Source organism: Streptococcus suis, assembly GCA_024583055.1.
GTDB lineage: Bacteria > Bacillota > Bacilli > Lactobacillales > Streptococcaceae > Streptococcus > Streptococcus suis_V.
The window spans coordinates 713,054-738,911 of sequence record CP102145.1 but is presented as its reverse complement, the minus strand read 5'-3'; the positions used below and the strand labels follow the sequence as shown (position 1 = coordinate 738,911).

The 25,858-nt window shown below is 45.8% G+C and carries 22 protein-coding genes; 20 read left to right on the top strand and 2 right to left on the bottom strand.

Features of this window, described 5'->3' with window-relative positions; all coding sequences use genetic code 11:
* Positions 1-32 precede the first annotated feature (32 nt).
* From rnr to NQZ91_03475, 3 genes are all read left to right on the top strand, one after another.
* Entirely contained in the window at positions 33-2,402 is a 2,370-nt protein-coding gene (gene rnr / locus NQZ91_03485; GenBank protein ID UUM58444.1) for a ribonuclease R, read from the top strand.
* Between the two features lie 2 nt (positions 2,403-2,404).
* A complete protein-coding gene (gene smpB / locus NQZ91_03480; GenBank protein UUM58443.1) occupies positions 2,405-2,872 on the top strand; it encodes an SsrA-binding protein SmpB in 468 nt (155 codons plus the stop codon).
* A 328-nt stretch (positions 2,873-3,200) separates the two neighbouring features.
* A complete protein-coding gene (locus NQZ91_03475; protein UUM58442.1) occupies positions 3,201-3,953 on the top strand; it encodes a hypothetical protein in 753 nt (250 codons plus the stop codon).
* Positions 3,954-4,728: 775 nt separating this feature from the next.
* Here the strand turns inward: NQZ91_03475 and NQZ91_03470 are convergent.
* Entirely contained in the window at positions 4,729-5,772 is a 1,044-nt protein-coding gene (locus NQZ91_03470; GenBank protein UUM58441.1) for an alcohol dehydrogenase catalytic domain-containing protein, read from the bottom strand.
* Positions 5,773-5,923: 151 nt separating this feature from the next.
* On the opposite strand from NQZ91_03470, the gene tehB reads away from it, so the two are divergent.
* The 7 genes from tehB to phaC all read left to right on the top strand — a co-directional run bounded on the left by tehB (position 5,924) and on the right by phaC (position 14,454).
* The gene (gene tehB, locus NQZ91_03465; protein ID UUM58810.1) at positions 5,924-6,784 is read left to right on the top strand and encodes an SAM-dependent methyltransferase TehB; all 861 of its coding nucleotides are present in this window, start codon (positions 5,924-5,926) and stop codon (positions 6,782-6,784) included.
* Positions 6,785-6,876: 92 nt separating this feature from the next.
* Positions 6,877-7,623, top strand: a complete 747-nt coding sequence (locus tag NQZ91_03460) for a 1-acyl-sn-glycerol-3-phosphate acyltransferase (protein ID UUM58440.1) — start codon at positions 6,877-6,879, stop codon at positions 7,621-7,623.
* 72 nt (positions 7,624-7,695) lie between these two features.
* Complete coding sequence (locus tag NQZ91_03455; protein ID UUM58439.1) at positions 7,696-8,364, top strand: helix-hairpin-helix domain-containing protein; 669 nt, start codon at positions 7,696-7,698, stop codon at positions 8,362-8,364.
* The gene (locus NQZ91_03450; protein UUM58438.1) at positions 8,351-10,582 is read left to right on the top strand and encodes a DNA internalization-related competence protein ComEC/Rec2; all 2,232 of its coding nucleotides are present in this window, start codon (positions 8,351-8,353) and stop codon (positions 10,580-10,582) included. The genes NQZ91_03455 and NQZ91_03450 overlap by 14 nt, the downstream gene beginning before the upstream one ends.
* Before the next feature lie 105 nt (positions 10,583-10,687).
* Positions 10,688-11,644 (top strand): DNA/RNA non-specific endonuclease, encoded by a 957-nt coding sequence (locus tag NQZ91_03445; protein ID UUM58437.1) that lies wholly within the window; start codon positions 10,688-10,690, stop codon positions 11,642-11,644.
* 433 nt (positions 11,645-12,077) lie between these two features.
* Positions 12,078-13,364: a hypothetical protein gene (locus NQZ91_03440; protein ID UUM58436.1), complete on the top strand. Its 1,287-nt coding sequence runs from the start codon at positions 12,078-12,080 to the stop codon at positions 13,362-13,364.
* Positions 13,365-13,383: 19 nt separating this feature from the next.
* Positions 13,384-14,454 (top strand): class III poly(R)-hydroxyalkanoic acid synthase subunit PhaC, encoded by a 1,071-nt coding sequence (gene phaC, locus NQZ91_03435; protein ID UUM58435.1) that lies wholly within the window; start codon positions 13,384-13,386, stop codon positions 14,452-14,454.
* Positions 14,455-14,519: 65 nt separating this feature from the next.
* Here the strand turns inward: phaC and NQZ91_03430 are convergent, their stop codons facing one another.
* Positions 14,520-15,410 carry an alpha/beta hydrolase gene (locus NQZ91_03430; GenBank protein UUM58434.1) on the bottom strand — a complete coding sequence of 297 codons (891 nt, stop codon included), beginning with the start codon at positions 15,408-15,410 and terminating at the stop codon, positions 14,520-14,522.
* Between the two features lie 193 nt (positions 15,411-15,603).
* Between NQZ91_03430 and NQZ91_03425 the strand changes: the two genes are divergently transcribed.
* From NQZ91_03425 to NQZ91_03380, 10 genes are all read left to right on the top strand, one after another.
* Entirely contained in the window at positions 15,604-16,005 is a 402-nt protein-coding gene (locus tag NQZ91_03425; GenBank protein UUM58433.1) for a MaoC family dehydratase, read from the top strand.
* Between the two features lie 126 nt (positions 16,006-16,131).
* A complete protein-coding gene (locus NQZ91_03420) occupies positions 16,132-17,061 on the top strand; it encodes a nitronate monooxygenase family protein (protein ID UUM58432.1) in 930 nt (309 codons plus the stop codon).
* A 281-nt stretch (positions 17,062-17,342) separates the two neighbouring features.
* The gene (locus NQZ91_03415) at positions 17,343-18,548 is read left to right on the top strand and encodes an acyl-CoA dehydrogenase family protein (protein ID UUM58431.1); all 1,206 of its coding nucleotides are present in this window, start codon (positions 17,343-17,345) and stop codon (positions 18,546-18,548) included.
* 183 nt (positions 18,549-18,731) lie between these two features.
* Positions 18,732-19,580, top strand: coding sequence for a 3-hydroxybutyryl-CoA dehydrogenase (locus NQZ91_03410; protein UUM58430.1), 849 nt, complete (start codon positions 18,732-18,734; stop codon positions 19,578-19,580).
* Positions 19,581-19,594: 14 nt separating this feature from the next.
* Positions 19,595-20,773 (top strand): acetyl-CoA C-acetyltransferase, encoded by a 1,179-nt coding sequence (locus tag NQZ91_03405; GenBank protein ID UUM58429.1) that lies wholly within the window; start codon positions 19,595-19,597, stop codon positions 20,771-20,773.
* Between the two features lie 169 nt (positions 20,774-20,942).
* Positions 20,943-22,139 carry an OFA family MFS transporter gene (locus NQZ91_03400; GenBank protein UUM58428.1) on the top strand — a complete coding sequence of 399 codons (1,197 nt, stop codon included), beginning with the start codon at positions 20,943-20,945 and terminating at the stop codon, positions 22,137-22,139.
* Positions 22,140-22,407: 268 nt separating this feature from the next.
* Positions 22,408-23,187, top strand: a complete 780-nt coding sequence (locus NQZ91_03395; protein ID UUM58427.1) for an enoyl-CoA hydratase-related protein — start codon at positions 22,408-22,410, stop codon at positions 23,185-23,187.
* A gap of 23 nt (positions 23,188-23,210) precedes the next feature.
* Entirely contained in the window at positions 23,211-23,933 is a 723-nt protein-coding gene (locus NQZ91_03390; protein ID UUM58426.1) for a 3-oxoacid CoA-transferase subunit A, read from the top strand.
* A 4-nt stretch (positions 23,934-23,937) separates the two neighbouring features.
* Positions 23,938-24,591: a 3-oxoacid CoA-transferase subunit B gene (locus NQZ91_03385; GenBank protein ID UUM58425.1), complete on the top strand. Its 654-nt coding sequence runs from the start codon at positions 23,938-23,940 to the stop codon at positions 24,589-24,591.
* A 361-nt stretch (positions 24,592-24,952) separates the two neighbouring features.
* The gene (locus NQZ91_03380) at positions 24,953-25,855 is read left to right on the top strand and encodes a LysR family transcriptional regulator (GenBank protein ID UUM58809.1); all 903 of its coding nucleotides are present in this window, start codon (positions 24,953-24,955) and stop codon (positions 25,853-25,855) included.
* The last annotated feature ends 3 nt before the right edge of the window (positions 25,856-25,858 follow it).

Below are 25,858 nucleotides of genomic sequence, written 5' to 3'. Positions count from 1 at the left end.
TAGGGATATTCCTAGCACTTTGGTAAAGACAAATGAAAAAAGATATTTTAAACTATATTACAGAAGCAGGTCCTGTGACCATGGACCAGCTGGCCGATCAGTTTGGAGCCAGCTCTGCTAAGAGTTTTACAGACTTGGTCAAGCTGGTGTCTAGCATGGAAGGTAGCCGTAAGCTTGTCTTTGACAATGCGGGTCGAATTGCTCTGCCAGCTCCAAAAGTGTCCAAAAACAAGGTGACCTTACAGGGTATTTTCCGTGCCCACAAGTCTGGCTTTGGCTTTGTGACAATTGACGAGGAGGAAGATGATCTCTTTGTCAGCCGTGACGATGTCAACTTCGCCATCGAGGGTGACCGAGTGGAAGTGGCTATCAAGAAAGTAGCGGACAGGCTCAAGGGGACGGCTGCGGAAGCGGAAGTCATTGATATTTTGGAACATAGCCTGAAAACAGCGGTGGGCTTGATTATTTTTGACGAAGACAAGCCAGAATATGCAGGCTACATCAAGTCTAAAAACCAGAAAATCGCACAGAAAATTTACATCAAGAAGTCACCTCTGGTATTGACCGGAACGGAAATCCTAAAAGTTGATATTGAAGCCTATCCCAATAAGAAACGGGACCACTTTGTCGCGACCATTCGGGATGTGGTGGGGCATAAGGACGATGTGGGAATCGATGTCTTGGAAGTTTTGGAATCCATGGACATCGTGTCGGAATTCCCTGATGAAGTTTTGGCAGAGGCCAATCGGGTGCCAGAAAGTCCGTCTGAACAGGACTTTGAAGGCCGCTTGGATCTGCGGGATGAAATCATCTTCACTATCGACGGTGCAGATGCCAAGGACTTGGACGATGCGGTCCATATCAAGCAACTCAAGAATGGCAATCTGGAGCTGGGTGTTCATATCGCTGATGTCAGCTACTATGTGACGGAAGGCTCTGCCTTGGACCAGGAAGCTGTCAAGCGGGGAACCTCTGTCTATGTGACCGACCGTGTGGTACCCATGTTGCCAGAACGCCTGTCAAACGGTATCTGTTCCCTTAATCCAAACGTGGACCGTCTAACCCAGTCGGCTATTATGGAAATTGACCGCAAGGGCAAGGTAGTCAAGCACTGGATTGGCCAAACGGTTATCAAAACTACCTTCCGCATGACCTATTCTGATGTCAATGACATGATTGCAGGCAACAAGGAAAAGCTGGACAAATACAAGACAATCGTGCCGAGTGTGGACCTCATGGTCAAACTCCATGAGACGCTAGAAGCCATGCGCTACAAGCGTGGGGCTCTCAACTTTGATACAGCTGAAGCTAAAATCATCGTCAACAAGGATGGTCTGCCAGTCGATATTCAACTGCGTCAGCGGGGCATTGCCGAGCGGATGATTGAGTCCTTCATGTTGGCGGCCAACGAGTGCGTTGCTGAGCATTTTGCCAAACTGGACCTGCCTTTCATCTATCGGATCCACGAGGAGCCTAAGTCAGACAAGTTGCAGAAGTTCATCGACTATGCGACCAGCTTTGGTCTGACGGTCTATGGAACGGCCAGCTCTATCAGCCAGGACGCCCTTCAGGACCTCATGGAGCGGGTCAAGGATCAGCCCTACGCCGATGTTCTCAACATGATGTTGCTGCGTTCCATGCAGCAGGCACGCTACTCGGAGCACAACCACGGCCACTACGGTCTGGGTGCGGAGTTTTACACTCACTTCACCAGTCCTATCCGCCGCTATCCCGACCTGCTGGTTCACCGCATGGTGCGGGACTATGGTCACAATCCTGCGGAAAAAGCAGAGCATTTTGAGCGGGTTATTCCTGAGCTTGCCAAGTCTTCGTCCAGTTTAGAACGCCGTGCCATTGAGGCAGAGCGGGAAGTCGAAGCCATGAAGAAGGCAGAGTTCATGCAAGAATTTGTCGGGCAAGAGTTTGATGGTGTCGTGTCTAGCGTGGTCAAGTTTGGTCTCTTTGTTGAGTTGCCAAATACGGTTGAAGGCCTGATTCATATCACCAACCTCAACGAATACTACCAGTTCCACGAGCGGACTCTGACCTTGCAGGGTGAGAAATCAGGTCGAGTCTTCCGTGTCGGTCAGCCAATTCGTATCAAGCTAACGCGGGCGGACAAGATGACAGGGGAAATCGATTTTGCCCACGTTCCGTCCGAGCTGGATATTGTGGAAAAGGCTTTGAAAGCCAAGCGGAGAACGGCCAGTCACTCCAACCGTGACCGTGATGATCGGTCAGGGCGAGGACGGGGCAAGCACCACAAACAAGAAGCTGCTGGTCGCGACAGCGGACGTCACAAGTCTGGGAAAGACCACAAGTCAAAAAGTGGTAAAAAAGACAAGAAAAAGAAACCATTTTACAAAGAAGTGGCTAAAAAGAACAAGAAGAAAAGGAGATAGGCATGGCCAAGGGTGAGGGCAATGTGATTGCACAGAATAAAAAAGCCCGCCACGACTATACCATTGTCGATACAGTGGAGGCGGGGATGGTCCTGACGGGGACGGAGATTAAGTCTATTCGTGCGGGGCGGATCAACCTTAAGGACGGCTTTGCCCAGATCAAGCAGGGCGAGGCTTGGTTGGTCAATGTCCATATCGCTCCCTACGATGAGGGCAATATCTGGAATCAGGAGCCAACGCGGACCCGCAAGCTCCTCTTGCGGAAGAAGCAAATCGAGTCTTTGGGCAATGAGGTCAAGGGAACAGGGATGACCCTGGTTCCCCTCAAGGTCTATATCAAGGACGGTTTTGCTAAGGTCCTGATTGGGCTTGCCAAAGGGAAGCACGACTACGACAAGCGAGAGTCAATTAAACGCCGTGAGCAAGACCGTGATATTAAGCGAACCATGAAGGCTATCAATAGTCGATAGAGGCTGGGAGAAATCCTGGTCTTTTTGTTATAGGAAAATGAAATACAGACTGTGTGCCCGTAATGTTCGGAGAAAAAATTGTGCGAATGTTGTTAATATTGATATGGTGTGTAGCTTTTTTTATACTTCTAGTAAACATCCACTATATTATTATAACACCTTGTTGTTTACTTATTTGTTTTGTGTTATAATTAATGTGTAATTTTGGTATTTACTATTTGAAAAAGCTAAGAATAAAAACTTTTATTTAATAGTTTGGGATTGGAAAAGTATTTAATGATAATGTGATACCCTGTTTGTACTGTCTGCAAAAATTGGAGGAATACTGATGAAGAAAATATTTATTTCAATATTTCTAACATGCATGTTGACGATGCTCGGAGCATGTGTTTCAAATTCTGATTCAGATTACTATTATATTGATAGATTCTTTATAGAAGGCGATGAAACAAAATTACGATCTAGTGTAGATCAAATGTCTAAAGACATGTATAACTGGTATGAGAGCATTGAAGGCAAGGATGGAGTTTACATTTTAAACTCTGTTCATTATTCAACCAAGCTAATGAGAGAATGGCGTGATAGTCATTATAATATATATGCACCTGATATGGATTTATGGTATTTTACGGTATCACCAAATTATCTCATAGATACTGGGTTAGATCTACCTGAAAAACTGATAGATCAAGCAAAAAATGGAACTAGATTGTATTTACTGCCGGATATATATAGTGAAGAAGATAAGAATAAGATAAAAAGTTTTCTTACCACTGATGCATTAAATGGATTAGATGGAAATAATTTATTAGAAACAAGGTTTCAAAATGAACGAACAATTGTGTTTGAAACTTATCATTATGATGGTGGATTAGATTCGCTGACTCAAGGAGAAATAAAAAATCCAATAATATATGTTGCAACCACACAAAACATGAAATTTATTGAGTCTGAAAGTCTTATTGCAACGGGGATAGAAGATGGGTATATCAAATTAACAGAAGAAGCTTACACGAAATATGTTAGAAAACAATTCCCAGAGAATTTGAAGAAAAATCAAGTTACGTTTATTAAACACTAAGTCTTAAGAATAAATTTGTCAATAAGAACCACTGGTGAAAGAAACAAAACAACATTCACAACCTATTTTACAATTGATACGCAGTCAAGATAGTTGTCTTGTTATTTATTGCCTAGTTCATTGCAAATGAAACTATTCGACATGTCGTTTCTAGCAGATATTAGCTACCAATTTTTTCATAGCAACTACTTTAATTATTTTGCAGACAATGCTTTGAATGATTATTGTTATTTAGTTGAATTTAATTAATTTAATCAACTCAGTGAATATTAGGATTTGAAATATATAATAAAATAAAAGTAATTAATTTGTGAATCAACTGGATGCTCTATTGAAACAGGAATTCTGTTGTACATTATCGTTGCTCTGGTCATTGGCGCCAATATCTTGCAGTTTTCTACCATAATCAGTTTTCTAACACATTTTGCTAGTCGTATTACTTCAGGTTTCGTCACAATGCCCGTTAGAAAAACTATATCCCAAAACCAGATCCAAAACTGAATCTAAGAGATTTTTCAAAATACAAACCTTGTCAGAAATGACGTTGTTTTGAATGGATAATAATGAGATTGAGTGGATTGATACAATCAGAGTGATAATCTGATATGTAGACTGCTTACACTTTTCTAGTAGTTGAAATGCCCTAATGATGTATAAACAAATCCTCACCACGATTTTTAGGTAGGTGAGGGATTTTACTTTTCTGTGTAATAAGTGATTCAAACTTGGAGATTATTACTAGATACTCTTGAATTTTTTAACCATGTTTGGCACCTTAATCCACCGTAATCATAGCTTTAATCGTTTTACGGTTGGCCATGTCTTTGTAGGCTTGGTCGATATTGTCTAGGCTGTAAGTTTGGGTGAAAACGCGACCGGGATTGATCTGTCCTTTGAGAACAGCATCAAGCAAAATTTCCTTATCATAGGTTGTGACAGAAGCCGAGCCACCACCGATAATGATATTTTGAGTAAAAGTTGAGCCGAGGGCGTGGTTGTTGTAATGAGGCACACCTACAAAACCGATACGACCACCATTGTGAAGCACACCGAGGGCTTGGTCAATAGAAGCTTCTGTACCAACACATTCGAGGGCAGCATCAGCGCCACCTCCAAGAATTTCACGGACTTTGGCAATTCCTTCCTCGCCACGTTCTGCTACGATGGCAGTAGCCCCTGATTCCAAAGCCATTTGCTGGCGGTCTGCATGGCGGCTCATCATGACGATCTGAGAAGCTCCGCGCATTTTTGCAGCAATGACGGCACATTGACCCACTGCACCATCACCGATGACAACAACCTTGTCACCAGGTTTGACATCTGCTACGCGAGCCGCATGGTAACCTGTTGGCATGACATCTGCTAAGGTTAAGAGGGATTTAATCATCCCTTCTGAATAATCGCTCGGCTGACCAGGAATTTTGACCAAGGCCCAATTGCCGTAGTGGAAACGAATGTATTGAGACTGGTAGTTGTTGCCCCAGTTGGTGTAGCCTGGATGGTTGTCACAAGTACCATCAAAGCCAGCACGACAGGCATCACAGTGTCCGCAACCATGTGTAAATGGAACAATCACAAAGTCACCAGGAACAAGTGTTGTAATGTCTTCGCCTACCTCTTCAACGATACCGATGGCTTCATGACCAGAGTTTGTGTCACCGTGGTCATGGTGAATGTCTTCTCCGTAGCCCCAAAGGTCCGACCCACAAACACAGGCCCGAACGACCTTGATAATGACATCATCTTTGGCTTGAAGGCTAGGTTTTTCGATTTCTGCAACGGTCATCTTACCGGCTTTTTCATAAATAGCTGTTTTCATATTTTCTACACATCTACATTTATTAGTAAGCAACCTTTCTAGTTTTCTATATTATACACCTCGGAGTTCACTCCACGTCAAGAAAAAAATGGGTTTGAATTCATATTTCCTTTGTGATAGACTAAGTGTATTGGAAAGAAAAGGAGAGATGATGACTGTTTTAGTTCCTTACAAACGCATGCCCATTTGGAATCAGGATACGGTTCCCAAGCATTTTTTGACCAAGCACAATACTAAAGTGGGTACCTGGGCCAAAATCAAAGTCTTGAAAGGCCAGCTCAAGTTTGAGCTGATTTCAGATCTTAATGAAATTTTGGGAGAATTTGTCTATGGTCCGACAGATGAGATTCCTTTTGTTGAGCCACAGGCTTGGCATCGGGTGACCTTGTTGACAGAGGATACGGAGTTTTTCTTGGAATTTTTCTGTCAGCCAGAGGATTATTTTGCTAAAAAGTACGGATATACGAGGACGCATTCGGAGGTCTTGGAGGCCTTGGATACTATCAAACCTTGTAAGGTCTTGGACTTGGGATGCGGCCATGGTCGTAACAGTCTTTACTTGGCCCAGCAGGGTTTTGAGGTGACGGCAGTTGATAAGCATGTTCCGAGCATTCAGACACTCTTGCAGGTCAAGGAAGCGGAGGATTTGGATTTACAGGCTGGGACTTATGATATTAACTCAGCTAGTTTGGAGCAGGACTATGACTGGATTATCTCAACAGTGGTCTTCATGTTTTTGGAGCGTGACCGTATACCCGCCATTATACAAAATATGCAGGAACGAACAAGACCGGGTGGTTACAACTTGATTGTAGCAGCCATGGATACGGAAGATGCACCTTGTCCTATGAATTTCTCCTTTACCTTTGGAGAAGGGGAGTTGAAGGAATACTACCGTGACTGGGACTTGGTCAAGTACAACGAAGACTTTGGACAGCTCCACAAGCGGGATGAGAATGGAAATTTCCTCAAGATGCGCTTTGCGACCATGTTGGCAAGAAAAAAGTCGTGATATCGTATTTTGATTAGAACCAAGTTTACCAGAGAAAAGGCAGCACCATTTTTCAAACTATGCTATAATAGAAGGGATAAAAAGGAGAATCTATGTTTTACGCTTATTTACGAACATTACTATCATTTTTACTCTGGGCTGTCAATGGTAATATTCACTACCATGATAAGGAAAATATCCTGCCCAAGGAAGAGAATTATATTCTGATTGCTCCTCACAAGACCTTCTGGGACCCTGTTTTCATGGGCTATGCGGCGGCACCAAAGCAATTTATCTTTATGGCCAAAAAGGAACTCTTCAAGGACCGTGGCTTTGGTTGGTGGATTCGCAAGTGTGGTGCCTTTCCTATTGACCGTGAAAATCCTGGTATGGCAGCCATCAAGTATCCAGTTAACATGTTGAAAAAAAGCGACCGTTCGCTGGTCATGTTTCCGTCTGGTAGCCGTCATTCATCTGAGCTCAAGGGAGGGGTGGCTGTGATTGCTAAGTCTGCCAAGGTCAAGCTCATGCCTGCGACCTATGTCGGTCCTCTGACCCTCAAGGGCTTGTTGGCTGGTGAGCGGATTGATGTGGCTTTTGGCAATCCAATTGATATTTTAGACATCAAGCGCATGGACGATGCAGGAACAGCTGAGGTAACAGGCCGTATCGAAAAGGAATTCAAGCGTCTGGACGACTACGCTGGCTCCTTCCAAACCAAGAAAAAACCAAATGTCTTGACCTATATCTACCGTATTCCGATACTTTTGCTGGTGGCCTTGATTTTGGGACTGACCTATGTATTTAGCTACCTGGCTAGTTTCGTCTGGAATCCATCGGTTGAATTGGACAAGAAATAAGGAGATAAAAAACTCGCAAATTTTGTGAGTTTTTTCTGTTCTTTTACGCACTTACTAGTTGGAGGTAGTAAAATGAACAATATCCATTCTTATATCGAAATATTGAAAAACTATAAGTGGCAGATTGGTCTGCCGGCTGCGGCAGGGGTCATTTTGACCAGCTTTCTGCTCTTTAGCCAACCCGCCAAATCCGTTGACCAAACAGGTCTAGCTGACTTAACCAGGACAGAGCAGACAAGCTCTGCATCATCTGAGGACCAAACGAAAACAGCATCTAGCTCAACTGAAGTGAGCAGCCAGTTGGTGGTCGATGTCAAGGGAGCGGTGAAAAATCCGGGGCTCTATACCCTTGAACATGGTAGCCGGGTCAACGATGCCTTGCTGGCTGCGGGTGGATTTTCCCAGGAGGCAGATCAGAAGTCAGTCAATCTGGCTCAGAAGCTGAGCGACGAAGCGGTGGTCTATGTGGCTAGTAAAGGTGAAAATATCTCGGTGGTGGCAAGCAGCAATCCCAGCTCTGCTATGTCCCAAAACCAAGACGACAAGCAAGGTCTAGTTAATCTCAATACGGCGACCGAGGCGGAGCTGCAGACCATTTCAGGCGTCGGGGCCAAGCGGGCGGCGGACATTATCGCCTATCGGGAGGCCAATGGTGGCTTCAAGAGCGTCGACGACCTCAATAATGTGTCGGGTATCGGCGACAAGACCCTGGAGAACATCCGGCCTTATGTCACGGTTTAAGCTCCCCTGCCAGCCTATCCACCTGGCCTTTTTAGTCGTCTCCCTATATTTTTTGGTTCATCGCTTTTCGCTTTTGGCAATAGGCCTGCTCAGTTTTCTCTTGGTGGTCTTCTGCTTGCAGCAGGGGCAGAAGGCTTTAGTCAGACTGCTGGCGCTTTTAGGCCTATGTGGTCTCTTCTTCGGATTTCAGTTGTATCAATGGACCAGGGCAGACCAGTCAGCCCCTGAGCAAGTGACGACCCTACTGGTCATTCCAGATACCATTGACATCAATGGAGACAGCCTGTCCTTTCGCGGTCGGGCTGACGGGCGAGTTTACCAAGCCTTCTACAAATTGACCAGCCAAGAGGAGCAGGAGGCTTTTCAAAATCTGTCGGACCTGGTTGACCTGACGGTAGAGACTGAGGTGAGCCGGCCAGCCGGTCAGCGTAATTTCAATGGTTTTGATTATGCTGCCTATTTGCGGACCCAGGGCATTTATCGGACGGTCAAGGTTGTGGCTATTCATAAGGTTGACAAGGTTGTGAGCTGGTATCCTCTGGACTGGCTATCTAGCCTGCGAAGAAAGGCTCTGGTCTATGTGAAAACCAATTTCCCTGCTCCCATGAGCCATTATATGACGGGGCTTTTGTTTGGGGAGTTGGATAGCGATTTTGACCAGATGAGTGAGCTCTATTCCAGTCTGGGCATTATCCACCTCTTTGCCCTGTCTGGTATGCAGGTTGGCTTTTTTGTGGACAAGTTTCGTTGGATTCTCCTGCGGCTGGGTCTGACCAAGGAGACGGTGGACAAGGTTCAAATTCCCTTTTCACTTGTTTATGCTGGTCTGACAGGCTGGTCGGTTTCTGTCGTCCGGTCTTTAGTACAGAAAATTCTGGGCAATCTGGGGTTGCGGAAGTTGGATAACTTTGCGGTGACGGTCTTTGTTTGCCTGCTCATTATGCCACGCTTTTTGCTGACAGCAGGCGGTGTCCTGACCTTTACCTACGCTTTCTTGCTGACAGTTTTTGACTTCGAGGACTTGGGCTGGTTTAAGAAAATTGCGGTGGAAAGTTTGGCTATTTCGGCTGGGATTTTACCTATTCTAATCGGCTATTTTTATTCTTTCCAGCCCCTGTCCATTCTGCTGACCTTTGCTTTTTCCTTTGTATTCGATGTCTTGCTCCTACCAGGTCTGTCCTTGATTTTCCTGCTATCGCCCTTGGTCAAAATTACTTGGGTCAATGGATTTTTTGTCCTCTTGGAGAAAATTATTGTCTGGGTGGCGGATTTGGGGTTGCGTCCGTGGATTTTTGGCAAGCCATCACCTCTGGTCTTGCTGGTTTTGCTGGTCGGTCTTTTCTTGCTCTATGATTTTCACAGGCGGAAAAAATGGCTGATTGGTCTCAGCATGGTCCTCGCTCTGCTATTTTTCATGACAAAACATCCCCTGGAAAACGAGGTGACCATGGTGGACGTGGGGCAGGGAGATAGCCTTTTCCTGCGGGATTGGCGGGGGCGGACGGTGCTCATTGATGTGGGTGGGCGCGTGGATTTTGCAGCCAAGGAGGCCTGGCAGGAGCGGTCGCGCAAGGCCAATGCAGAGCAGACCTTGATTCCTTACCTTCATAGTCGAGGTGTGGGCAGGATTGACAGTTTGGTCTTGACCCATACCGATGCAGACCATGTGGGCGACCTCTTGGCTGTAGCCAAGGCTGTGGAGATTGGAACTATCTATGTGTCGCCGGGAAGTGTGACCGATGCGGACTTTGTGGAGAAGTTGAGGGCGGTCAATGCGCCTGTCAGAGTGGTGCAGGTTGGAGATAGATTGCCGATTTTTGATTCTCATCTGGAGGTGCTTTATCCCAAGCTCGTAGGTGACGGTGGCAATGATGATTCTATCGTGCTTTACGGCAGGCTCTTGCAGGCCAATTTCCTCTTTACGGGGGATTTGGAGCAGAGTGAGCTGGAGCTGGTGGAGACCTATCCCACTCTGCCGGTCGATGTCTTAAAAGCGGGGCATCATGGGTCCAAAGGCTCCTCTTATCCTGAATTTTTGGACCATATCAAGGCCAAGATTGCCCTGGTATCGGCTGGGGAAAATAACCGCTACAAGCACCCTCATCAAGAAACCTTGGAACGATTTGCACATGAAAAAATGCATGTTTATCGGACGGACCAGCAGGGAGCAGTACGGTTTAGGGGCTGGCAGCAGTGGCGGATTGAAACGGTGAAATAAGATAGGCTAAGCAGACCAAGATGTTTCAGTTTTGTAGTGAATATGAAGCGGTTTCATGATATACTAATGATAGACAGATTTCGTTTATCCTAAGGAGTAGTATGTATGAAACGGCGTATTTTTCGGCTCATCCTTGGCATTCTGACGGTGATTTTCTTTTTCGGCAATGGGCCTGCAACCCTGGCCAATCAAGTGGATTACCAGGGTTTGCAATTACTGCCTTTTACAGGTCAGAAGCAGTTGGTTCTTGGAGAATTTGACCATTTCAGGCGTGCGACATTTGCCCATATTCAATTGCAGGATAAGGATGAACCCAAGAAGCAGCGGGAGCCTCGGATAAAATACAATCCTGTAGGCTGGCACAATTACAAACTGACCTATAACAAGGATGGGAAGAAGGCCTATCTCTTCAATCGTGGCCACCTAATCGGCTACCAGTTCAGCGGCTTGACCGACCAGGGTGAAAATTTGGTTCCTCTGACTGCCTGGACCAATAGTGGTCATTACAAAGGGACCAAGGACACCAACATTGAAGGCATGCTTTTTTATGAAAATCGGCTGGATTCTTGGCTGGCAACCCATCCTAACTATTGGTTGGATTATCGGGTAACTCCGATTTATAGAGGCGGTGAATTGGTGCCACGCCAGATTGAGCTCCAATACGTAGGTATCGATCAGGCTGGGAATCTATTGGAGATTCGGCTGGGTAGTGAAAAAGAGATAGTCGATACCTATGGTATTACGCGGGTCGTTTTGGAGAATTATTCTAAAAATGCGGAGATTGACTACTTGACGGGGACAGCCAAGCCTAGTCTGGTACCAACTGAAACGGCAAGTAGCTCGACGACAGCATCTGCATCTAGCCAGCAAGCGACTAATCCAAGCACGGAAGCAAGTCAGGAATTGGCTCCGGTCGTCTATATTGCCCGTAATGGAAAGGCGGATGTTTATTGGTATTCCAAGGATAATATGCCTAAGAATACCAATTGGTCAAAAGTGATTAGCATGTCGGAGCAAGAAGCTAAGGACCTTGGCAAGCGACATACGAGTAAGGAAGAATGATAACGAATGACAGCAGGCTTGTTGATGATGAGCCTGCTTTTTGTTTGCTCAAACCCAGCAAAATTCAATCTAACCATTCTGAAAGAGGGAGAGACCTCTAGAGAAAATCTTTGGAAATCTCTAGAGGCGAATAGATATCCTAGCTAGGTTTTAATAACAAACAAGCTTATATATGTTTTTGTCGATTAAGAAAACAAACCTATATCCACTCTTTTTGAATTTGACTGAGTATCAAAAGCTAACTGTGAGCGCCGTATTATTTTTATGTATTAGTTGGCCTACTAGTTGCTATAAAAAACTCTAAGTTGCATGTAGAGCATGACAGCTTGAAATTGAAAACTCTCTATAATAAGATAAGAATTGTAGGTAGACTGTCCCACTTGTCTAACCTGACGGTCCAGGAATTGACCGAATTCTTATAAGGAGGAATCTTATGTCCCAATACGATATGATCAATCAGTGGTTTGAGGCTCAAAAGAAAATGGCTGAGCAGTGGCAAAGTCTGATACCAAAACAGGCTGAAGATGGCCCAAAAGGTATGGCAGATATTTTGACCGCGCAGCAGCAATTCTTCACTGACTATCTCAAGTCCTTGAATCCGACCAATGGATTTACCATGCCCTTCCAAACTGGGATGACCAATCCTGCCCTGGATTCTTGGAACAAACTTCAGTCTAGCTGGACAGAACAGATGCAAAAGGCCTATCAAGAAGGACCTCTGGGCAACTACATTTCCCAATTTCCAGATATGAATACCTATTTGGAATTTTACCGCAACCAGTTCAATCCATCCCGTCTCTATGATGCCCTTGATTCGGATTCTTATGCAACCTTGGTCAAGATGATGGATGCCAACAAGCATTTTGTTAGTTTTTATCGCTATTTTGACAACCTTCGTGACCTCTATTCCAAGCCATTTGAAGAAGATGGCAAGGAATGGGTCAACAAGTGGATGTCAGATGGCCAGCAATTTTATGCTGATTTTGTCCAACCCTATATTCCTACCCAGCTGCGCTCAATCCTAGAAGCGCCTTATCAGCTGACCGGCGCGCTCAAGGATAACTGGTCTCAATTCTTGGGGCCGTGGGCTGAATCCTTCTTTGACCTCAGTCGTCTCTATGTCGAGGGTGCCAATGGAGATCCAGACAAGCTGGCTGGTTTCTTTGACCAATGGAAGAGCCAGTATGAGCAGACAGTAGCGCCGCTCTTGCGCATTCCAGGCATGGGCAACAATACGGAAAAGATAGAGGCTCAGAATGCCTTTATTGACAATAGTATCCAGCTGATGTTGACAAGCGTAGAATTCCAGCAAAAATTGACCCAGGTGACCAAAAATCGGGCTAAAACTTTAATGGAAGAATTTGCTGAATTGGTTAAAAAGGGTGAGCAACCGCAAACATACAAGGAATTTTATCATCATTGGTCTAATGAAGTAGAAAAAACCTTACAAGAATATTTCTACTCAGATGAATTTTCTCAACTCTTGGCCAAATTTGGCACCGCCAATGCGCAGTTTGTCATTGCCCGCAATAAACTTTTGGAATTAGTCCTTAAAGGCCTGCCGATTGTCCTAGAAAGTGATGCGCGCAGTCTGTATAAAAAGGTTCAAGAGTTGAAACGCGAAGTGACCAAGCTCAAGCGCGAACTCAAGGACATCAAGCAAGGCGCAGAGGCCAAGCCTGCCAAGACCAAGCCCAGCAAGAAAGCTGACAGCAAATAAGTAAGAAGGGAGATGGCCTATGTTTGAGGAATTATTTACCATACCGAAGAAAAATATCCAGGATGCCCTGGAATCCCAACAACGCTTGATTAAGGGCATTGAAACCTTGACCAAGCTGGAACGACCAAAAGGTGGCGTATCGGAAAAAGAAGTCATCTACGCAGAGGATAAGTTGGTCCTCTATCATTTCAAACCAAAAGTAAAACGACCGCTCAAGACGCCTACCCTGATTTCTTATGCCCTGGTCAATAAATACTACATGCTAGACCTGCAGGAGGGCAATAGCTTTGTGGAAGATATGCTCAATGCGGGGGCGGATCTCTATGTCATCGACTGGGGTTATCCGACCAAGGATGACATGTATATCACCATGGAAGACTATATCCAGGGCTATATGCGCAACTGTGTGGAGGCTGTTTTGGACCATTCTGGTGCCGATAAAATCAACTTTTTCGGTATTTGCCAGGGAGCCAATTTTGCGACTATCTTTACAGCCCTCAATCCTGACTTGGTCAAGAATCTGGTGACTGTTGTGGCGCCGATTGATTTCTCTCCGTGTGATAAGTTGCTCTTCCAATGGGGCAAATATATGGATGCAGACAGTATGGTCGAAGCCTATGGCAACCTGTCTGGAGAAGTCATGAACAACGGTTTCTTGCTCTTATCGCCTATCAAATTAACCACCAATAAATATTTGGATTTGATTGATAAATTGGACAATGAAAAAGCCATGACCAATTTCTTGGCCCTGGAAAGCTGGATTTTTGACAGCCCTGCCCAGGCTGGAGCGACCATTCGTCAGTTTACCAATGACATGTACCATGATAATAAGCTGGTCAAGGGCGAGCTCAAAATCGGCGATGAAACGGTCAATCTCAAGAATATCAAGCAGCCTTTGCTCAATATCATTGCCAATCGGGATGACCAAGTGCCGACTCTGGCTTCTGAACCATTACCGAAATTAGTTGGCTCAAAAGATACGGAGACTGTCTATTATGATTCCGGCCATATCGGCCTCTTTGTCAGCAAGCGGTCCCGCCAACAAGTAATACCAAAACTCATGGATTTCTATAAAACCCATGATGAGTAAAAAGGGCTGGGCTTAAGCCCAGCTCCTTGTCTATAATGGGGAAAGTTATCAATGTGGCTTGTTCGTTAGAGGAGATGTTTTCTTAGAATGTCTGCTAGCTGATTAGGTTGGTCTGTCTGGATAGAGTGACCAGCATCCATGACATAGAGCTGGGCCTGTTGCTTCAAGGTCTGATAGGTCAGAAGAGCAGAGTCCATACGAACAACCTTGTCCTTGTCCCCGTGGATAATGATGACCGGACAGGTGACATCTTGAATCCGGTTGGTTCCGGCGACCAAGCCGTTTGTCCGATTGGTCATATTGAAGGTGAAGAGGTTGATAAAGATGTCAGAGTAGTTTTGCTGCTGGCACATGGCATCCATATAGGCCTGGTAATCCTGCTCAGAAATCGGGTAGAGTTGGTAGAGTGGGTCCATTATTTTCTTGAGGATACGCTGGTCACGGTTTTGTAAGGCCAACTCGACCTTCTGCAGGACGGGATTCCACTTGGCCATGGCCCGATTGGTCTGGATGAGGAGCGGCAGCAGGCCTAATTGAGGTCGATTGATACCGCTAGGAGACAGGTAGCCCTGTATGCCGATGGAGGCGAGGAGAAATACCTGCTCAACGGCTTGTGGTTTTAGCGCAGCCATTTCCAAGGCAACCCCACCGCCTGTGGACCAACCAAGGATAGCATAGCTAGGGATTGTCAGCACATCCATGAGCTCCACCAAGTCCAGAGCCAATTCCTGCAGGGAATGGACAGGCTGCTGGTAGCTGGAATGCCCGAAGCCACGCATGTCTGGAAGAATTAGCTGAAAGTCTCCTTCCAGAGCCTCTGCCAGCTGGTAGAAATGAACCGACGAACTCAGGTTGCCATGCAGGAGAATCAAGGCTGGGCCAGTAGTGCCAGTTCTTGAATAGGCTAGGCGCTCGCCATTTTTCAGTGTATGGTAGTGGATAGGATATGATTTCATATAATAACCCTTTCTTTGACCCCATTATAGTAAAAAATAATAAAAAATCAACTAAAACTCTTCGAAAATCAAAACCATCCCTTGTCAAGAGCCTTTCAGCCTGTCGCCTTGAAATAAGTTAGTGATAGAGTTTTGCTGGTGGCTAGATTGATTTTCATTGAGGATAAATAAAATGACGAAAAGGAGTAGTACAATGACAAAAGTATTTGAAATTGGGCAGACGGGTCAGTTTGCTAAGACCATTACAGAGACAGATGTGATCCTTTTTGCAGGGATTTCAGGTGATTTGAATCCTGCCCATGTCAACGAAGTTGAGGCTTCACAGGGCATGTTCAAGAAGCGGATTGCCCACGGCATGTTGGGTGCTTCCTTGATTTCAACCGTATTGGGCATGTATCTGCCTGGTCCTGGCACCATCTATCTGGGACAGGAGTTGAAATTCCTCAAACCCGTTGGAATCGGGGATACCTTGACTGCGACTGCAACCATTACAGCCATTGATGACAAGGGCTGGTTGACCTTGGAGACTATCGTGACCAATCAGGATGGTGTCAAGGTCATAGCTGGTCAGGCCAATGTTATCCCGCCAAAATAGGCTAGTCCAGACACATTACAATTTGTTATGGTTGACATAAGATTTTGTAATAGAAGAAGGATTGAAAAGGGTTTCAATATTTGGTATGATTGTGACAAAGATAACGAAACAGGAGGAATATACAAGATGAATCGTGTTACAGAATTGTTGGGTATCCAGTATCCCGTTTTCCAAGGAGCCATGGCTCAAATTTCTCGTCACCAATTGGTCAGCGCTGTCTCAAACGCTGGCGGTCTGGGTATTCTTGCTTCAGGCGGCATGACGGCAGATGAGGTCCGAGAGGAAATTCGGAAGACCAAGGCCCTGACGGATAAGCCGTTTGCGGTCAATCTGATGTTGATGATGGACAATGTGGCAGAGATTGTGGAAGTCCTGATTGAAGAAGGGGTTAAGGTCGTGACCACAGGTGCAGGTACGCCGAAACCCTATATGCCTCGTCTCAAGGAAGCTGGTATCAAGGTAGTCCCAGTTATTCCAAGTGTCAAGCTGGCCCTCAAAATGCAGGAATTGGGCTGTGATGCTGTAGTGGCTGAAGGGATGGAAGCTGGTGGTCACATCGGCGAAACGGCCTCCATGCCCCTGACGAGACAGGTGGCTGCTGCTCTAGATATTCCTGTGATTTGTGCAGGTGGTGTGGCAGATGGCCATGGTGTGGTCGCAGCCTTTGCCCTGGGAGCAGAAGGGGTGCAGATGGGGACCGTATTCCTCGCGGCAGAAGAATGCCCGATACCAGATAGCTACAAGCAGGCTGTGCTGGATGCGGTAGACACCTCAACTGTCGTGACTGGTCGCAAATTTAAGGCGCCGGTGCGCTGTATCCGCAATGCTATGACAGACAAATATCTGGAAATCGAGGCTCAGGCTACTTCCCGTCATGATCTGGAAGAAATCACCATGGGGGCTCTTGCCAAGGCGGTCAAGGATGGAGATGCTGAAAACGGCTCTCTCATGGCTGGACAAATTGCTGGTCTGGTCAATGACATCAAGCCTGCCAAGGCCATTATCGAGACAATCTTTACAGAAGCAGAGCATGTCTTGAAGAAACTCCACCTCTAATTTTTAATACACTACCAATTTCCTCTTTGGCAGGCTGGATTCAGAATCCGGTCTGCTTTTTTCTTCACAAACTTTCTGTTCTTCCTATTTTTATACTTTCCAAAGTTAGGAATGGTAAGGATTCTTGTGTTTTCCTACTTTGTGAAATTCTATAATCTTCACTTATAGTCGTATTAATTTTTATTAAGTAGATTTTTATGTAATTTCGTTATATTATAATGTTGTCAACAAAATGTAAACGCTTTACAAAAAGCAAAAAATACAAAAAGGAGTCTATTACCATGTCAGTTAAAGAATTAGCTAGAGAGTTGTACCCAGAAGATTTGTTCGGTTATGCCGAAAAATTGACGGAGGGTGAACTGAAAGTCTTGAAACACTTGCGCCAAGAATTAGAAGCACGTGTTCGTCCAGTCTTGATTGACAGCTATGAAAAAGCCCTGCTTCCACGTGAAGAAATCCTGGGAGCATTTGCAGCAGCCAAAATTATGACTCACCCAGATTTATTCGTTGGTCGCGAAGGATCTTGGAAGGCTGGTGAGCTTTACAACGCCTTCCTCTACCTGGAAATGGCTCGCTTCGATCCGTCTGTTGCAACCTTCTACACAGTGCATGGCGGACTTGGTTACAATACGATTCTCATTGGTGGTAGCCAGGAGCAGATTGAGCGCTTTGGTACACCAGTTCGTAATTTTGAAGCACAGACCTGTTTCGGTTTGACAGAGCCTGACCATGGTTCTGACATTGCAGGTGGTCTTGCAACAACAGCTGAGCGCAAGGGTGATGTCTGGGTATTGAACGGCGAAAAACGCTGGATTGGTGGTGCTAAGACAGCAGACTTTATTCCAATCTTTGCCCGCGATGTGGAAACCAAGAAAATCAAATGTTTCATGGTGAAACAAGGTAGCCCAGGTCTTTCTGTGGAAAACGTGGAGCACAAGATTTCCCTCCGTATCGTAAACAATGGTCACATTACACTCAAAGATGTGGAAGTTCCTGAAGCAGACCGTCTTGTCAATATCAACGGCTATGGTGATGTAGCGAAAATCTTCGTTCGCACACGCGCAGACGTTGCTTACATTGCCATGGGTACAGCGGCTGGTGCCTTCAATGCAGCCCTTCGCTTGACCACAACTCGTGAACAATTCGGCCGCAAACTCGGTGGCTTCCAATTGGTACAGGAAAAATTGGCTCGTATGCAGGCAAATGTGCAGGCAGCCATTGCTTACTCCGCACGCATTGCCGAAATCCAAGAATCTGGCACAGAAGAAATGCTCAACTCTTCACTGGCTAAGCTCCACAACTCTCTCCGCATGAGAGAAACAGTAGCCCTGGCTCGTGAAGTCTGCGGCGGTAACGGTATTACCTACGAAACAGAAGTTGCTCGCTTCTTCACAGATGCGGAAGCTATTTACACCTATGAAGGAACACACGAAATCAATGCCATGATTGTGGCGCGTGAATTGACTGGAATCGGTGCCTTCGTCTAAAACTCACTGAAAATCCATCTCTCGGCTCAAGGCGACAGGCCGCAAACCTCCACTGGAGATTTTCGCTGGTCAAGGCTTTTGAAAAGAGAAATAATTTTCTAAGAGTAAGCAATTCATCCGGGAGTGGGGAATCTCCTGCTCCCAGGATGTTGGCTCTAGGGCGAAAGGAAAGGAAAAAGTATAATGGAAATTAAAAATGTTATGGTCATTGGGTCTGGTCAAATGGGCAGCGGGATTGCTCAAGTTTTTGCCCAATCAGGCTTCACTGTCTATCTCAATGATATTAAATTAGAATTTGTTGAACGTGGTCTAGCAGGTATTAAGAAACAATTTGATCGTGCTGTTGGTAAAGAAAAAATGACCCAAGAAGAAGCAGACGCAGCCTATGCACGATTGATCCCGTCGACAGATTACCAGGATGCCAAACATGTGCAATTGGTGGTGGAAGCAGCGACTGAAAACCGCGATATCAAGCTGAGCATCTTTAAGCAATTAAACGAGATTACAGCTCCAGAAACCATCCTGGCATCCAATACCTCCTCCCTGTCTGTGACCGATATTGCTGCCGCTTCAGGTCGTCCGGATAAGGTGCTAGGTATGCACTTCTTTAACCCAGCTCCTCTTATGAAATTGGTCGAAGTTATTCGTGCCATTCAAACCTCTCCAGAAACAGCTGCTGCGGTAGAAGAAGTCACTGCAAAAATCAATAAAACAGCGGTGCGCGTGGCGGATTCCTATGGTTTTGTGGTCAACCGTATCCTGATTCCAATGATCAACGAAGCAATCTTTGTCTTGGGAGAAGGCGTTGCCAGTGCAGAAGAAATTGACACAGCCATGAAATTGGGTGCCAACCATCCGATTGGCCCATTAGCTCTAGCTGATTTAATTGGCCTCGATGTTGTTTTGGCTATTATGAATGTCTTGAGCAATGGCTTCGCGGATCCAAAATACCGTCCAGCTCCACTTCTTAAAAAAATGGTGGAATCTGGTAAACTTGGTCGTAAGACTGGTCAAGGATTCTTTACGTATTAGGAAGGGAGAAAGAAATGAGAGAAGCAGTAATTGTAGCAGCTGTTCGAACACCAATTGGCAGTTACGGTGGAAGTTTAAAAGATATATCTGCTGTTGATTTGGGAGTAACTGCTGTCAAAGGCGCACTCGAAAAAATTAACCTTGATCCTACTTTGGTGGATGAAGTGATTTTTGGTAATGTACTTGGTGCAGGTCTTGGACAAAACGTCGCACGTCAAGTTAGTATCAAATCTGGCTTGCCTGTAACGACTCCTTCCTTCACCATTAATAAAGTTTGCGGTTCTGGTCTGAAAACCATCAGCCTAGCAGCCCAAGCTATCCTTTTGGGAGATGCAGATGTTGTCATTGCAGGTGGTACGGAAAATATGAGTCAGGCGCCGTATGTTATTCAAAATCAGCGCTGGGGTTCCCGCATGGGCGACAGCAAAGTGATTGATACCATGCTAAAAGATGGACTGACGGATGCCTTTGAGCCAATGCACATGGGTATCACAGCAGAAAATGTCGCAGCCAAGTACAATATTACCCGTGAAGATCAGGATAGCTTTGCGGTTCGTTCCCAGGAAAAGGCTGTCGCTGCTATCAAGGCAGGTAAATTCAAAGACGAAATCGTACCAGTCCTGATTCCGCAACGCAAGGGCGATCCACTCGTCTTTGACACAGACGAATATCCACGTGAAAATGCCAGCATGGAAGGCATGGCTAAATTGCGCCCAGCATTCAAGAAAGACGGTACTGTTACTGCCGGAAATGCCTCTGGTATCAATGACGGAGCAGCGGCTATCATTATGATGAGCAGTGAAAAAGCTGCACAATTGGGTCTGCCAGTCCTTGCTACTATCAAATCTTATGCAAGTGCAGGTCTAGATCCAACTATTATGGGTTGTGGTCCTATCTACGCATCCCGTAAGGCCCTGGATAAGGCAGGCTTGTCTATCAGTGACCTAGATTTGGTTGAAGCCAACGAAGCCTTTGCGTCCCAAGCTTGCGCAGTCAATCGCGAACTAGGACTCAATCCAGATATTGTCAATGTAAACGGTGGTGCCATTGCCCTCGGTCACCCAATCGGAGCGTCAGGCGCCCGTATCTTTGTCACACTTCTACATGAAATGCAAAAACGTGATGCCAAATGCGGTTTAGCAACTCTCTGTATCGGTGGTGGTATGGGGATAGCCGTTATCGTGAGCAGATAGTACTCTTCGAAAATCAAACGCAGACGTTGTTGACTCGACTTGATGTGTGAAAAGCTCTGGGGGTGCTTTTCAGCCTGTCGCCATAAAACCATAAGCGTCAGAGTTCTCCGCGTCTTCCTGATTTTCATTGAGTAACTTTCACCATTTGTAGATTATGTGAGGAAAGATTATGAAAAAAACACCAAATCGTTGGGTCATTTTGGCGGCGGCCATCTTGACCAACCTCTCCTTGGGAGCGGGCTATGCCTGGTCCGTTTTCCAAAAAGCTCTCTTGGAAGCCAATGCCGACCAAGGATGGGTACAGGCCCAGACCTCACTGGCCTTTAGTATCTCCTTTGCCATGGTTCCGATCGGAATGATTATTTTCGGTCCCAAGGTTGATGCCCTCGGTCCTAAGAAATTTGTATTCTTAGGTGGTATCCTCTTTGGTCTAGGCATGTTTGCCACAGGCTTTGCAACCAGCTTGTCGATTCTCTATCTGACCTACGGTGTCATCCTGGGTCTAGGTATCGGGTCTGCCTATGGTGCAGCCACTTCGGTCGCTTCCAAATGGTTCCCTGATAAAAAAGGTCTGGCTGGTGGTTTGACAGCGGCAGGCTTTGGTCTTGGTCCCCTGATTATCGGGCCAGTTGCTAAAGGCATGATTGGCGCCATGGGTGTTTACCGGACCTTCAATGTACTGGGTATTGCCCTCTTGGTGGTCATCTGTGCGTCTTCCCTGGTCATGGAAAAGGCTCCAGCAGCTGCTCCGACACCAGGTGCTGCAGCTCCGACTGGTAAGACCCATAAGGAAATGTTGCGTGAAGGCAATTTCTGGCTACTCTGGTTGATTTACATCCTCGGTGCGACCGGCGGTATGATGATTATCGGTGGTGCCGCATCCATCTCTGACCAATACAAGCTGGTCAGTGAAGCGACATTCTTTGTCATGCTGGTTTCCATCGCCAATACCTTTGGCCGGATTTTCTGGGGAGCCGTGTCTGATAAGATTGGTCGCTACCCGACCGTTGTTGCCATGTTTGCCGCAGTAGCAGGAGGGCTCTTCCTGACAGCGACCTTTAAAGGTGAAGGCAGTGTCCTGGCTATCATCGGTGTCATGCTGGTTGCCCTGTCCTTCGGTGGTTTCCTCGGTTCCTTCCCAGGTATCACGGCTGATAACTGGGGTGTGGCCAATGTAGGTACCAACTACGGCTGGATGTTTACGGCTTACGGTGTGGCTGCTATTGCAGGACCACAGCTGGGTGCTCGTCTGGCTCAAGCCAACAATGGAGACTACTCTATGGCCTTCTATATCGTCATCGGCATGGCCGTGGTCGGAATCTTGCTCCAGCTTTACTACATTGCTAAATCTAAAAAAGCTTCCTAACCTCTAGTGCCCGGAGAAATCTGGGTGCTTTTTTACTTTTTGGGAAAGCGTTCTTGATTACTTTTTGATGGTTGAACAACCTCAATAAATAAGTTGGTTTTCGCACAATTTCTATAAGCCCACCTAATACAACTATTAAAATTTCTTAAGTAGACGAATATGTAAATAGTTGATAAACTAATAATGTAAGCGTTTTACATTTTGTCAATCGATTGGTTGCATTGTTGACCCTAGGTGACCGATCACATTACACATTAGGAGAATGTTTATGAACAAAACTGTATTGTTGGACGTCAAAGATGGCATCGGCTATATCACTATCAATCGTCCAGAAGCATTGAATGCCCTCAGCTCACAAGTCTTGAAAGACTTGAATGAAGTATTGGATGTAGTGGAAACCAGTACAGAAATTGGTGTAGTCATCGTCACAGGTGCAGGTGAGAAATCATTTGTAGCCGGCGCAGACATCAAGGAAATGGATAAGATGACGCCGACACAAGCCTTCGAATACATGACCTATGCCAATGATACTTTCTCCAGACTAGAACATCTTCGCCAGCCATCTATCGCAGCAATTAACGGATATGCTTTGGGAGGTGGTATGGAATTGGCTCTGTCAACAGACATTCGTCTGGGCCATGAAAAAGTTCTTTTGGGCTTCCCTGAAGTGACACTTGGAATTATACCAGGATTTGCAGGAACCCAACGGATGCCACGCCTCATCGGCATCAGCAAAGCCAAGGAACTCATTTTCACGGCTCGAAATGTAAAAGGACCAGAAGCAGTCGAACTCGGCATACTCAATCGCCTGGTCCCAGCAGAGGAATTGATGCAGGAAGCTGAAAATCTAGCAAAATCTATTTTGAAGAATGCTCCGTTGGCTGTCGAAAAAGCCAAACATGTCATCAGCGTGGGAACAGAATTACCACTGCAAAGTGCTATCCGCTTGGAAACAGAAGCAGAAGCACTCCTCTTCTCAACAGAGGATAAAAAAGAAGGCATGGGCGCTTTTGTTGAAAAACGAAAAGCAGTCTTTACACGGAAATAAGTAGCTTTGACGAGGAGAAAAAAATGGCAAAAATTGTAACGCTCAAAGAAGCAGTATCGCTGGTACAACCGGGACACATCGTGGGAATCTCAGGCTTCCTCGGTGTCGGTGAACCCTTTGAATTGATCGATGGCTTGGTGGAACAAGGCACAAAAAACCTGACTCTGACATCTGTCGTAACCTCCCATCCTGGTAAGGAAGTCGGAGTAGGTCGCCTCTGCGAAAACCACCAAGTATCCAAATACATAGCAGCCCACGTCGGAACCTCACCAGGTGCCCAAAAAGCCTACTTCAGCGGTGAGATGGAAGTTGAATTCACACCGATGGGCACAGTGGTTGAACGCCTCCACGCTGCAGGTGCAGGTCTGGGTGCCGTATTGACACCGACAGGCGTTGGAACCATCCTAGAAGAAAAACAAGAAAAAGTTGTCCGCAACGGCCGTGAGTACCTAGTCTATGATCCATTGAAAATTGACGTAGCCTTAATCAAGGCCAGCAAGGCAGACAAGTACGGAAACCTTTACATCGAAGGAACCACTAAAAACATTTCATTGCAACTGGCCCTGGCTGCCGACACAGTCATCGTTGAGACCAATGAAGTGGTAGAAATCGGAGAAATCAAGCCGGATGATGTCTATATTCCTGGTATTTTAGTAGATTATGTCGTCCAAGGTTTGACAGCACAAGAACACCATGAAATGATGGGTGCTCTCTGGACAGAAACGAAGAAACTAGCAGGGGTGTAAAAATATGAAAGCAAAAGAAGTTATTGCACGTCGTGTCGCTTTAGAATTCCATGACGGAGACGTTGTCAACCTGGGATTCGGTATTCCAAACGCATCTGCTGACTATATCCCAGCTGGAGTGAGCGTTATCCTCCAAGCTGAAAATGGAGCCCTTCGTTTCGGTGAAACCCCAGGCAAGGATAACTACCATCCAAATATTGCCAACTCAGGTGGTGCTCCCATCACCCTTATGCCAGGAGCTTCAACCTTTGATATCCAAACATCCTTTGCCATCATCCGTGGTGGTCACGTGGATGCGACTGTGCTTGGAGCACTCGAAGTTAGCCAGGACGCCAGCATTGCCAACTGGATTATTCCAGGAAAATTCGCGCCAGGCATGGGCGGCGCCATGGACCTCTTGGTTGGTGCCAAGCGCGTGATTGTGGCCCTGCAACATGTCGATAAAAATGGTGAATCCAAGATCCTCAAAGAATGCACCCTGCCACTGTCTGCCAAAGGAGTGGTATCCATGGTCATCACCGAATTAGCCGTATTTGAATTCCAAGACGGCAAATACCTGCTCAAGGAAGTAGCTCCTGGAGTAACGGTAGAAGAAGTCCTAGAAAAAACAGCAGGTGACGTGGTCGTTGCTGACAATGTCATCACAATGCCAATCTAGGAAAGCATTTCCGCAAACCTGACTTTACTAGCTACACTTACTAGCAACAAGACAATGGGACAGTTCTTGAGGTCGGTTTGATAGATGTTAAGTACAAGAAATATCCCAGTAGTCAATTTGCTGGGATTTATTTGTAAAATTCGAGCGGATTTATTTAAAAATACTCAGTAATATGATATAATAAATTGAGTAATTTATCGTTGTCTACTAAAAACAAATTGAAACCTTAGTTGCCAGATTTTTAGGGCAAAACGATAAACAAAACATGAAAAAACATCACCTAGCTACCAGTTCAGATAGGTGAGACAAGATTATATGAAAAACGCTTGTCCAAAAGGACAAAGGAGGATATGCTATGGGAATGGATATTGTTCAAATGGGGTATTTTATCAATATTGTTGAGAACAACTGTAATCTATCCCTAGCCGCCAAGAAGATTCATATCAGCCAGTCAGCTCTCAGCCAGTTCATCACCCAGTTTGAGACCAATGAAGGGCTCCAGCTCTTCCATCGGAAAAATGGTCGCCTGGAAAAACTGACCGAGGCAGGTGAGCGTGTCTACCGCTTTGCCACCGAAATTGTCGAGAAATACGAAGACATGCAAAGAATGATTCAGACCGAGTCTACTAAGCAGAAGGGAACCATCCGTCTGGGTATTCCGTCTTTGATATTGCGGGTCTATTTTGCTAATATCCTGCCGGACTTCCTGCTCAAAAACCCAAATATTGATATCCAGATTACCGAAGGAGGAGGAGTGGACCTCAATCGCATGTTCCTGGCTGAGGACCTCAACTTTGTCGTGGTCATTGAGCCGACCTCCCTGGATAGCCAAAAATACGAGCAACACATCATCCAGATGGACGAATACGTGGCTTTTATGGACAAGAATCATCCCTTGGCCAGCAAGGACCTGCTAGAGTGGAAGGACATTGAACCCTATCAAGTCGCCACCTTTAACAAGTCCTACACCACCTACCACCTCCTCAAGGACAAGTTCAAAAAAGAAAAAATCAAGCCTAAGGTCAGCTTCCTAGCCTACTCTTGGGACTACCTAATCGAAGCCACATCTGGCAATAATATCATCACCCTCCTGCCCCGGCCAATCGAAGATTTGGTGGACAAGGACAAGCACACCATGGTCCGCTTCAGAGACTTTTTGCCTTTTAATATCTGGTTCTGCCGACCGTACAAGTCCAAGACCAATGAAATCGAGTCCTTTGTCTACGAAGAATTCCTGAAATTATACTACACGCCTGTCGAATAAAGT

Excerpts from the sequence above, each read along its gene's own strand:
- rnr (UUM58444.1), top strand. The coding sequence starts at position 33 with ATGAAAAAAGATATTTTAAACTATATTACAGAAGCAGGTCCTGTGACC.
- smpB (UUM58443.1), top strand. The coding sequence starts at position 2,405 with ATGGCCAAGGGTGAGGGCAATGTGATTGCACAGAATAAAAAAGCCCGC.
- NQZ91_03475 (UUM58442.1), top strand. The coding sequence starts at position 3,201 with ATGAAGAAAATATTTATTTCAATATTTCTAACATGCATGTTGACGATG.
- NQZ91_03470 (UUM58441.1), bottom strand. The coding sequence starts at position 5,772 with ATGAAAACAGCTATTTATGAAAAAGCCGGTAAGATGACCGTTGCAGAA.
- tehB (UUM58810.1), top strand. The coding sequence starts at position 5,924 with ATGACTGTTTTAGTTCCTTACAAACGCATGCCCATTTGGAATCAGGAT.
- NQZ91_03460 (UUM58440.1), top strand. The coding sequence starts at position 6,877 with ATGTTTTACGCTTATTTACGAACATTACTATCATTTTTACTCTGGGCT.
- NQZ91_03455 (UUM58439.1), top strand. The coding sequence starts at position 7,696 with ATGAACAATATCCATTCTTATATCGAAATATTGAAAAACTATAAGTGG.
- NQZ91_03450 (UUM58438.1), top strand. The coding sequence starts at position 8,351 with ATGTCACGGTTTAAGCTCCCCTGCCAGCCTATCCACCTGGCCTTTTTA.
- NQZ91_03445 (UUM58437.1), top strand. The coding sequence starts at position 10,688 with ATGAAACGGCGTATTTTTCGGCTCATCCTTGGCATTCTGACGGTGATT.
- NQZ91_03440 (UUM58436.1), top strand. The coding sequence starts at position 12,078 with ATGTCCCAATACGATATGATCAATCAGTGGTTTGAGGCTCAAAAGAAA.
- phaC (UUM58435.1), top strand. The coding sequence starts at position 13,384 with ATGTTTGAGGAATTATTTACCATACCGAAGAAAAATATCCAGGATGCC.
- NQZ91_03430 (UUM58434.1), bottom strand. The coding sequence starts at position 15,410 with ATGAAATCATATCCTATCCACTACCATACACTGAAAAATGGCGAGCGC.
- NQZ91_03425 (UUM58433.1), top strand. The coding sequence starts at position 15,604 with ATGACAAAAGTATTTGAAATTGGGCAGACGGGTCAGTTTGCTAAGACC.
- NQZ91_03420 (UUM58432.1), top strand. The coding sequence starts at position 16,132 with ATGAATCGTGTTACAGAATTGTTGGGTATCCAGTATCCCGTTTTCCAA.
- NQZ91_03415 (UUM58431.1), top strand. The coding sequence starts at position 17,343 with ATGTCAGTTAAAGAATTAGCTAGAGAGTTGTACCCAGAAGATTTGTTC.
- NQZ91_03410 (UUM58430.1), top strand. The coding sequence starts at position 18,732 with ATGGAAATTAAAAATGTTATGGTCATTGGGTCTGGTCAAATGGGCAGC.
- NQZ91_03405 (UUM58429.1), top strand. The coding sequence starts at position 19,595 with ATGAGAGAAGCAGTAATTGTAGCAGCTGTTCGAACACCAATTGGCAGT.
- NQZ91_03400 (UUM58428.1), top strand. The coding sequence starts at position 20,943 with ATGAAAAAAACACCAAATCGTTGGGTCATTTTGGCGGCGGCCATCTTG.
- NQZ91_03395 (UUM58427.1), top strand. The coding sequence starts at position 22,408 with ATGAACAAAACTGTATTGTTGGACGTCAAAGATGGCATCGGCTATATC.
- NQZ91_03390 (UUM58426.1), top strand. The coding sequence starts at position 23,211 with ATGGCAAAAATTGTAACGCTCAAAGAAGCAGTATCGCTGGTACAACCG.
- NQZ91_03385 (UUM58425.1), top strand. The coding sequence starts at position 23,938 with ATGAAAGCAAAAGAAGTTATTGCACGTCGTGTCGCTTTAGAATTCCAT.
- NQZ91_03380 (UUM58809.1), top strand. The coding sequence starts at position 24,953 with ATGGATATTGTTCAAATGGGGTATTTTATCAATATTGTTGAGAACAAC.